This is a genomic window from Mesorhizobium sp. M7A.F.Ca.US.007.01.2.1 (assembly GCF_003998165.1).
Classification (GTDB): Bacteria; Pseudomonadota; Alphaproteobacteria; order Rhizobiales; family Rhizobiaceae; genus Mesorhizobium; species Mesorhizobium ciceri.
Genome location: NZ_RZQP01000251.1, coordinates 1 through 8,029 on the forward strand (window position 1 = coordinate 1; position 8,029 = coordinate 8,029).

General features: G+C 57.8%; 6 protein-coding genes and 1 pseudogene. 5 read left to right on the plus strand and 2 right to left on the minus strand.

The genetic code is table 11. The features are described from left to right. The 5 genes and pseudogenes from EN949_RS36785 to EN949_RS29715 form a co-directional block, all read left to right on the plus strand. A pseudogene (locus EN949_RS36785) lies at window positions 1-111 on the plus strand (PilZ domain-containing protein); the annotation flags it as partial. Window positions 112-742: 631 nt separating this feature from the next. Further along, window positions 743-4,525: a vitamin B12-dependent ribonucleotide reductase gene (locus tag EN949_RS29700; RefSeq protein ID WP_063167864.1), complete on the plus strand. Its 3,783-nt coding sequence runs from the start codon at window positions 743-745 to the stop codon at window positions 4,523-4,525. Between the two features lie 88 nt (window positions 4,526-4,613). Beyond that, window positions 4,614-5,639: a DUF4238 domain-containing protein gene (locus EN949_RS29705; protein ID WP_063167863.1), complete on the plus strand. Its 1,026-nt coding sequence runs from the start codon at window positions 4,614-4,616 to the stop codon at window positions 5,637-5,639. Window positions 5,640-5,694: 55 nt separating this feature from the next. After that, window positions 5,695-5,892 carry a type II toxin-antitoxin system HicB family antitoxin gene (locus tag EN949_RS29710; protein ID WP_164746046.1) on the plus strand — a complete coding sequence of 66 codons (198 nt, stop codon included), beginning with the start codon at window positions 5,695-5,697 and terminating at the stop codon, window positions 5,890-5,892. An 87-nt stretch (window positions 5,893-5,979) separates the two neighbouring features. Continuing rightward, the gene (locus EN949_RS29715; protein WP_063167862.1) at window positions 5,980-6,576 is read left to right on the plus strand and encodes a hypothetical protein; all 597 of its coding nucleotides are present in this window, start codon (window positions 5,980-5,982) and stop codon (window positions 6,574-6,576) included. Window positions 6,577-6,691: 115 nt separating this feature from the next. On the opposite strand, the gene EN949_RS29720 is transcribed toward EN949_RS29715, so the two are convergent. Beyond that, a complete protein-coding gene (locus EN949_RS29720) occupies window positions 6,692-7,021 on the minus strand; it encodes a hypothetical protein (RefSeq protein ID WP_127224108.1) in 330 nt (109 codons plus the stop codon). After that, the gene (fghA, locus tag EN949_RS29725) at window positions 7,005-7,835 is read right to left on the minus strand and encodes an S-formylglutathione hydrolase (RefSeq protein WP_063167861.1); all 831 of its coding nucleotides are present in this window, start codon (window positions 7,833-7,835) and stop codon (window positions 7,005-7,007) included. Before fghA ends, EN949_RS29720 begins: the two co-directional genes overlap by 17 nt. Window positions 7,836-8,029 lie beyond the last annotated feature (194 nt).

The following is an 8,029-nucleotide window of genomic DNA, read 5'->3' on the forward strand; positions in this document are numbered from 1 at the left end:
GTGCCGCTCGACGGCATTGCCTATCGGTGTGAGGTCCGCTGGCGTCGCAATGACCGTATCGGGGTGCAGTTCACCGGCACCGAGCCAAAACCCAGGCTGCACTACGGCTGATCCATTCAGGCACGACGCTTTGGATCGTTGCCGCGTCCGGATTGCCTGGTGGCGACAAAATTGCGATCGCCGCACCGCATTCTATCCCCGTTATCCACATATGTGACACACAAGATGTTGAGGTCACAAAAGCTACGCAAACGAATCCTTGACGGCGCAAAACGAGTCGCCTTTTATAGGCCATGCGCTCCTGTTGAGAGTGCGACCGGAAAGTTCTGAGCCCGGTCTTTTTCCCGGATTATGTGCGTTTTGCTCGCATTTCCGCCTGGTTACGAGGCCGGCGGAAGCGTTGGAATTGTGGGGCGGTTGGGGTCGATAGGGACAATTGTCGGGCTTGAATAAATTGTCTGTTAATACTATATTTAGTGTTTGCAGGTAGGTTCGACGCTAGATAGTGTGAATTTCCCTCGACCGAGGGAATCGGAAAAAAATCAGTTTTGAGGGACCCGTGGGTTCGTCGGCGCGTTGGACAGGCACTTCGCAAGGAGTTTGACCAGCAGGGCCGGCGGAGGCTGCGAAATGGAGAGCCGGCCGTTTTCGAACGCCGGCAGACGGCGGACATGCGCGTTTCGCATCGGGGGCAGAAATCCCTGGGGAAAAGCGCTACATATAGACAAAAGGGACCGGACCAATGCGCATCGAGCGTCGTTTCACCAAGCCAGGACAGTCCGCCTATGCGGAGATCGAATTCCGCAAGGCGCTTTCGGAGATCAAGAATCCGGATGGCTCGGTGGTGTTCCGCTTGGACAATATCGACGTGCCGGCGCAGTTCTCCCAGGTCGCAGCCGATATCCTGGCACAGAAATATTTCCGCAAGGCCGGTGTTCCGGCACGCCTGAAGAAGATCGAAGAGAACGACGTCCCCTCCTTCCTGTGGCGCTCCGTCGCCGATGAGGCGGAACTCGCCAAGCTGCCGGAAGCCGAGCGCTACGGTTCCGAGATCGACGCCCGCCAGGTCTTCGACCGCCTTGCCGGCACCTGGACCTATTGGGGCTGGAAGGGCGGCTACTTCAAGGCGTCGGAAGAAGACGCACGCGCCTTCCGTGACGAGCTTGCCCACATGCTGGCCACCCAGCGCGTCGCGCCGAACTCGCCGCAATGGTTCAACACCGGCCTGCACTGGGCCTATGGCATCGACGGCCCGAGCCAGGGCCACTTCTATGTCGACCCGTTCACCGGCAAGCTGACCAAGTCGAAATCCTCCTACGAGCATCCGCAGCCGCATGCCTGCTTCATCCAGGGCGTACAGGACGACCTCGTCAACGAGGGTGGCATCATGGATTTGTGGGTGCGTGAAGCGCGCCTGTTCAAATACGGCTCCGGCACCGGCTCCAACTTCTCGCTGCTGCGCGGCGAAGGCGAAAAACTGTCCGGTGGCGGCCGCTCGTCGGGCCTGATGAGCTTCCTCAAGATCGGCGACCGCGCGGCGGGCGCCATCAAGTCGGGCGGCACGACGCGCCGCGCCGCCAAAATGGTCATCGTCGACGCCGACCATCCCGATATCGAGGAATTCATCGACTGGAAGGTCAATGAAGAGCAGAAGGTCGCCTCGCTGGTGACCGGCTCGAAGATCGTCAAGAAGCATCTCGAAGCGATCATGAAGGCCTGCGTCAACTGCGAAGGCAATGGCGACGACTGCTTCGATCCGTCGATCAACTCCGCGCTGAAGCGCGAGATTAAGGCGGCCAAGAAGTCGGCCGTGCCGGAGAACTACATCTACCGCGTCATCCAGTTCGCCAAGCAGGGCTATAGCTCGATGTCGTTCAAGACCTACGACACAGACTGGGATTCGGACGCCTACCTCACGGTTTCGGGCCAGAATTCCAACAATTCGGTGTCGCTGAAGGATAATTTCCTGCGCGCCGTCGAGGACGATGCCGACTGGCACCTGACCGCCCGCAAGGACGGCAAGGTACTGAAGACGCTGAAGGCCAGGGATCTCTGGGAAAAGATCGGTTACGCCGCCTGGGCGTCGGCCGATCCGGGCCTGCATTTCAACACGACGATGAACGACTGGCACACCTGCGCTTCCGCCGGTGCGATCCGGGCGTCCAACCCGTGCTCCGAATACATGTTCCTCGACGACACGGCCTGCAATCTCGCCTCGATCAATCTGCTGCCCTACCGCAACGCCGACGGCACGATCGACATCGCAGCCTACGAGCACACGGTGCGGCTGTGGACCATCGTGCTCGAAATCTCCGTCATGATGGCGCAGTTCCCGTCGAAGGAGATCGCCAAGCAGTCCTACGAATACCGCACGCTCGGCCTCGGCTATGCCAATATCGGCGGCCTGCTGATGACGTCGGGCATTCCCTACGACTCCGACGAAGGCCGCGCGATCTGCGCCGCACTCACCGCGATCATGACCGGCATGGCCTATGCCACCTCGGCCGAGATGGCCGGCGAACTCGGCGCCTTCGCCGACTACGACCGCAATGCCCAGAACATGCTGCGCGTCATGCGCAACCATCGCCGTGCCGCCTATGGCGAGAAGCAGGGCTACGAGAAGCTCGCCGTCAACCCGGTGCCGCTCGTCGCTTCCGACCTGAAGCAGCAGGACCTTGCGACCCACGCCAAGGCCGCCTGGGACCGCGCCATCGAGCTCGGCGAGGAGCATGGCTACCGCAACGCGCAGGCGACCGTCATCGCGCCGACCGGCACGATCGGCCTGGTCATGGATTGCGACACCACCGGCATCGAGCCCGACTTCGCGCTGGTGAAGTTCAAGAAGCTGGCCGGCGGCGGCTATTTCAAGATCATCAATCGCGCCGTGCCGGAAGCGCTGCGCACGCTCGGCTATTCCGAAGCCCAGATCGCCGAGATGGAGGCCTATGCGGTCGGCCACGGCAACCTCAACCAGGCGCCGGCCATCAACCCCGGCGCGCTCAAGGCCAAGGGCTTCACCGACGAGAAGATCGCGGCGCTCAACGCAGCCTTGAAGTCGGCCTTCGACATCAAGTTTGTCTTCAACCAGTGGACGCTCGGCGCCGACTGGGTGAAGGAGACGTTCGGCTTCACCGACGAGCAGCTCAACGACTTCTCGTTCGAGATGCTGCCGGCGCTCGGCTTCTCCCGCAAGGACATCGAGGCCGCCAACATCCATGTCTGCGGTGCGATGACGCTGGAAGACGCGCCGTTCCTCAAGGCCGAACACCTCGCCGTGTTCGATTGCGCCAGCCCGTGCGGCAAGATCGGCAAGCGCTCGCTGTCTATCAACAGCCACATCCAGATGATGGCGGCGGCACAGCCCTTCATTTCCGGCGCGATCTCCAAGACCATCAACATGCCCAACGATGCGACGGTGGAAGACGCCAAGGGCGCCTACATGCTGTCGTGGAAGCTGGCGCTGAAGGCCAACGCGCTCTACCGCGACGGCTCGAAACTGTCGCAGCCGCTCAATTCCTCGCTGCTCGCCGATGGCGAGGACGACGAGGATGAAGCCGTCGAGCAGCTGCTCGCCGCACCTGCGGCAGCACGTGCCGCACAGATCACCGAGCGGATCGTCGAGCGCATCATCGAGCGCGTGTCGCGCGAGCAGGAAAAGCTGCCCGGCCGCCGCAAGGGTTACACGCAGAAAGCCAAGATCGGTGGCAACACCATCTTCCTGCGCACCGGCGAATATGACGATGGCCGTCTCGGCGAGATCTTCATCGACATGAACAAGGAAGGCGCGACTTTGCGTGGCCTTCTCAACAACTTCGCCATCGCCATTTCGTTGGGCCTGCAATATGGCGTGCCGCTCGACGAATATGTGCACGCCTTCACCTTCACCAAGTTCGAGCCGGCCGGCATGGTGCAGGGCAATGACGCCATCAAGAGCGCGACGTCGATCCTCGACTACGTGTTCCGCGAGCTGGCGATCTCCTACCTCGGCCGCAACGATCTCGCCCATGTCGACCAGTCGGACTTTTCCAACACCGCACTTGGCCGTGGCATCAGCGAAGGCAAGACCGATGCGGTCTCCAAGGGCCTGACCCGTGGCGCCTCGCCGGTGAAGCTGGTGTCGCGCGTCAGCGGCAACGATCCGAAAGGCTTTGCGGCCCCCTCGGGCGCCCCTGCCCGCTCGGCACCGACCGCCTTCTCCGGCTCCAACGTGCTGGCGCTGAAACCCGCCAGCGACGAAGCGGTCGCCTACAAGCGCGACTATGAGGAGCGGGCAAAGGAATTGGCCGAGGACATCGCCTTCGAGGAAGCGGCGGGTGTTGCTTCCGACGCCACGGCTGCGCTGTTCACCGACGCCGCGGCCATGGAGGCGGCGGAAGCCAAGAAACTCGCCAACGACCGCCGCGCCAAATCGCTGCTCCAGGGCTACACCGGCAATTCCTGCTCCGAGTGCCAGAATTTTACCATGGTGCGGAACGGGACCTGCGAGAAGTGCGATACGTGTGGCTCGACGAGCGGGTGCAGCTGAGCTAATTCACGCGCGCTGTCTGTCTGCTGCCAACAATGCGACTCCGCTCTCAGCAGAAGAGATATGCTGAGAGCGGAGGTCTATAAAAATGCCGCCAGAGCCCAAGCAACAGCACTATATTCCGGAAACTTATTCGAAGCATTTCTTGGATGGAGACGGCTGCATCAAAGTCTACGATACGTGGGAAGATTGTAGGCTTTTCTGCACCTCTCCAAAATCGGTATTCAAAGAGAAATACCTATACTCACAACCAGTTCATGCTGAAGCGCGTTTTGACAACGCGATCGAGAGACTTTTTTCCGACACGATAGAAAGCGGCTGGGACCGAGCTGTGAACATTATCGCGGAAAAGAAACCGCTCTCACTTGATGAAATTAAACATTTCACCGAATTCCTTTTGTCCATGCGATGCCGTGTACCCAACGCGCTTAGATCTGTTATGAGCCTTTTGCGAGACTCTGTTGCTAGGATATCGGACGCAGTTTCACCTCCCGTACCCGAGGCTCTGTTGGAAATTTATCGCAAGACGACAGGAGATGTATCGAGCCAGATTAGAATGCAGGATTTGATAAACGCCGGCATAATTCAAATAAACATTGACCCGCATACCGCCCTTCTTTCGATGCCAAATATCATTCGAGGCATGCTTCCTGTAATGAATCGGTACAACGCGCCTGTTTTTATACACAACGAGACAGGCGTCGATTTTATTTCTAGCGATAACCCCGTGTGCTACTTCAAATCGGGAACACCAATAGGTAAAATAGTTCCATACAGTGTCGGAAATTTTGATGATTTTGAACTTGTCTTCCCTATAACTCCGCGCATTGCGATGTATCTGGACACCCGAAGGCAGACGGATGCAATGCATAGAGAAGTACGCAACCGCCGGGCGATAGATCGCATCAATGAGGTCGTGGCTCTTTTTGCTGATCGCTATATATTTAGCCAACGGGGAGACATCGAGACCTTAGTATCCAACTTTTTCGATAAAGGGCCAGTTCCGGACTTCGAACGCTCGATAGTTGGTAACGGCTTGGTGCAGCGAATAAGCTACAAGATCGGACAGCCCTCCGCTCTATCGAATGCGTGGGAATACCCATTCCGACGATGAGGATGCAACAGGGCGTGAGCCGCTACACTGACTATCCACCTAGGGAGTGAAGTGCGTGTGTTACGCGGTGGTGATTGAAAAGGCGGGAAATAACTTTTCCGCTTATGTGCCGAATTTACCCGGCTGCATCGCGACCGGTGCAACTGTACGCGAGGTGGAAGCCGAGATTCGCGATGCAATTCGCTTTCACATCAAGGGTTTGCGGGCCGATGGGTTGAATGTGCCGAAGGTGTTAGCTTGGCAGAGTGCGTAAAGGCATAAAGCCACGAACCAGACCGGCACTACAGGTAGATGAACTTCACACCCACGTTATTGAGCGCGGTTTCTTTTGGAAAAATTTATGACAAGCGCTATTGGTTTGACGCCTATAGACCTCCTAACAACAATTTTGGTAGTTATTACGGGCGTATACGCCTGGCTAACTTATAAGATAGCCCACTCAAATAAAATGATGGTCATAGAAATACAGAAGCAGATCGAGGTTCAAACGCGGCCTGTAATTGCTTTGAATATCGAAATTCAACACCATACTATTTTTGTTGCTCGAATCTGGAACCGAGGCTCCTCATCCGCCGAGAACCTTAAACTGACGGTCGACAGAGACTTCTATCGCTTTGGGGAAACCGTTGGAGAATCAAAAAATATTTCTGATATGTATATTTTCAAAAACACATTGGCTGCACTCGCGCCTGGCGATGGATTCTGGATCGATCTTTGTACAGGCCCTCAGGTCGGCAAGGAGATCGGCGGCAAAATAGTAACACCTGACAAATTCACAATTCAGGCATCCTATGGCTACGGGTCGCGTATCTATACCGAGAACTTCTTTGTGGATCTTCGAGCTTATTTCTATACGTCCGGAGCGAAGAGAATTCCTGAGCAACTCGAAAAGATAGCAAAATCTCTGGATGAACTGGCAAAATCAAACAGAAAGTAGTCACCTCACCGTGGAACATGTCGAGGTTGATATGGGATCATCTCCCTGTGGGACACCGGAGCCGGGAATACGGCCAGAATAGTTGTTTGCGGCCAGGATCGCTGCCCGGACCAATTTACCCCGCCTGCAACACCTCCAGCGTCTGCCCGTCAAACGAAGGCTCGTCCTGGCCTATCCGCACGAACAGCACTTTCCGCCCCCCACCCTCGGGCACCTCGAAATACTGGATGCCGTCAGGCATTTCGCCCCAGGCGCCGCAGGGCGGCTCCGGGATCTCATCGGGGCTGGCTACCGCTTTCAGCTCTTTCGCATAGGCAGCGTCCGGGCTGAATGTGTAGCGTTTGACGCCGGCGGGGACTCTGCCCCCGGCGTAAGGCGTCGAATTCAATACCTTGTTTGCATCTGGCCATGCCTTCGGCCTGCCCGGTTCAAAGCCTCTCAGCATGCCATCTCAGATGGTCGTCCATGAAGCTGGAGATGAAAAGATACGAGTGGTCGTATCCATCCTGCATCCGCAATTTTAAAGGAATACCTGCTTTGGTGCAGGCCGCCTCAAGCAGCCAAGGCCTCAGCCCGTCGTCAAGAAATCCATCCGACGTTCCCTGATCCACCAAAAATTCGGGGAAGCGGTATCCGTCGTCGATGAGCGACGTCGCGTCGCAGCTTCGCCACGAGGCCTCATCCTTGCCGAGATACTTCTCAAAAGCCGGTCTCGACCAGCCGGCGGTGCTTGGCTGGGCGATCGGGGCGAACGCCGAGCAGCTCTTGAACCGCTGCGGATTCTTCAAGGCAATCGTCAGCGCGCCATGCCCGCCCATCGAATGGCCAAAGATTGCCTGGCGTGCCATATCGGCTGGAAATTCAGCCGCGATGAGGGCCGGCAACTCCTCGGCGACATAGGAATACATACGATAGTTCTTCGCATAAGGCTCTTGCGTCGCATCGAGATAGAAGCCGGCGCCGGAGCCGAACTGCCAGTTGTCTTTTTCATCCGGAATGTCGGCCCCGCGCGGGCTGGTGTCGGGACAAACGACGATCAGGCCGAGCTCGGCGGCCATGCGCCTGTACTCGCCCTTGTCCATGACATTGGCGTGCGTACACGTCAGGCCTGAGAGATACCACACAACGGGACAAGGCGTCTCCCGCGCCTGCGGAGGTATGAAAACGGCAAAAATCATGTCGCAACGGCAACTCGTCGAGAAATGGGAATAGACGCCCTGCACGCCGCCATGGGCTTTCGTCTGAGAGATGATTTTCATGTGTTCTCCACGTTGCGGGTCGGATGACGGTCGGCCCCACCACTGCCACCCAGCGGCAAGCACTTGCGTCCTGCCATCGTATGGTTCCTGTGTCGACGGATCTCAGCGCGGAAAAAGAACCTCGCCCATTCCGAGCACTGCGTTATCCCCGCCATATTTGCGCGGTGCGCTCCCCAGAAGCTGTCTCTTATACA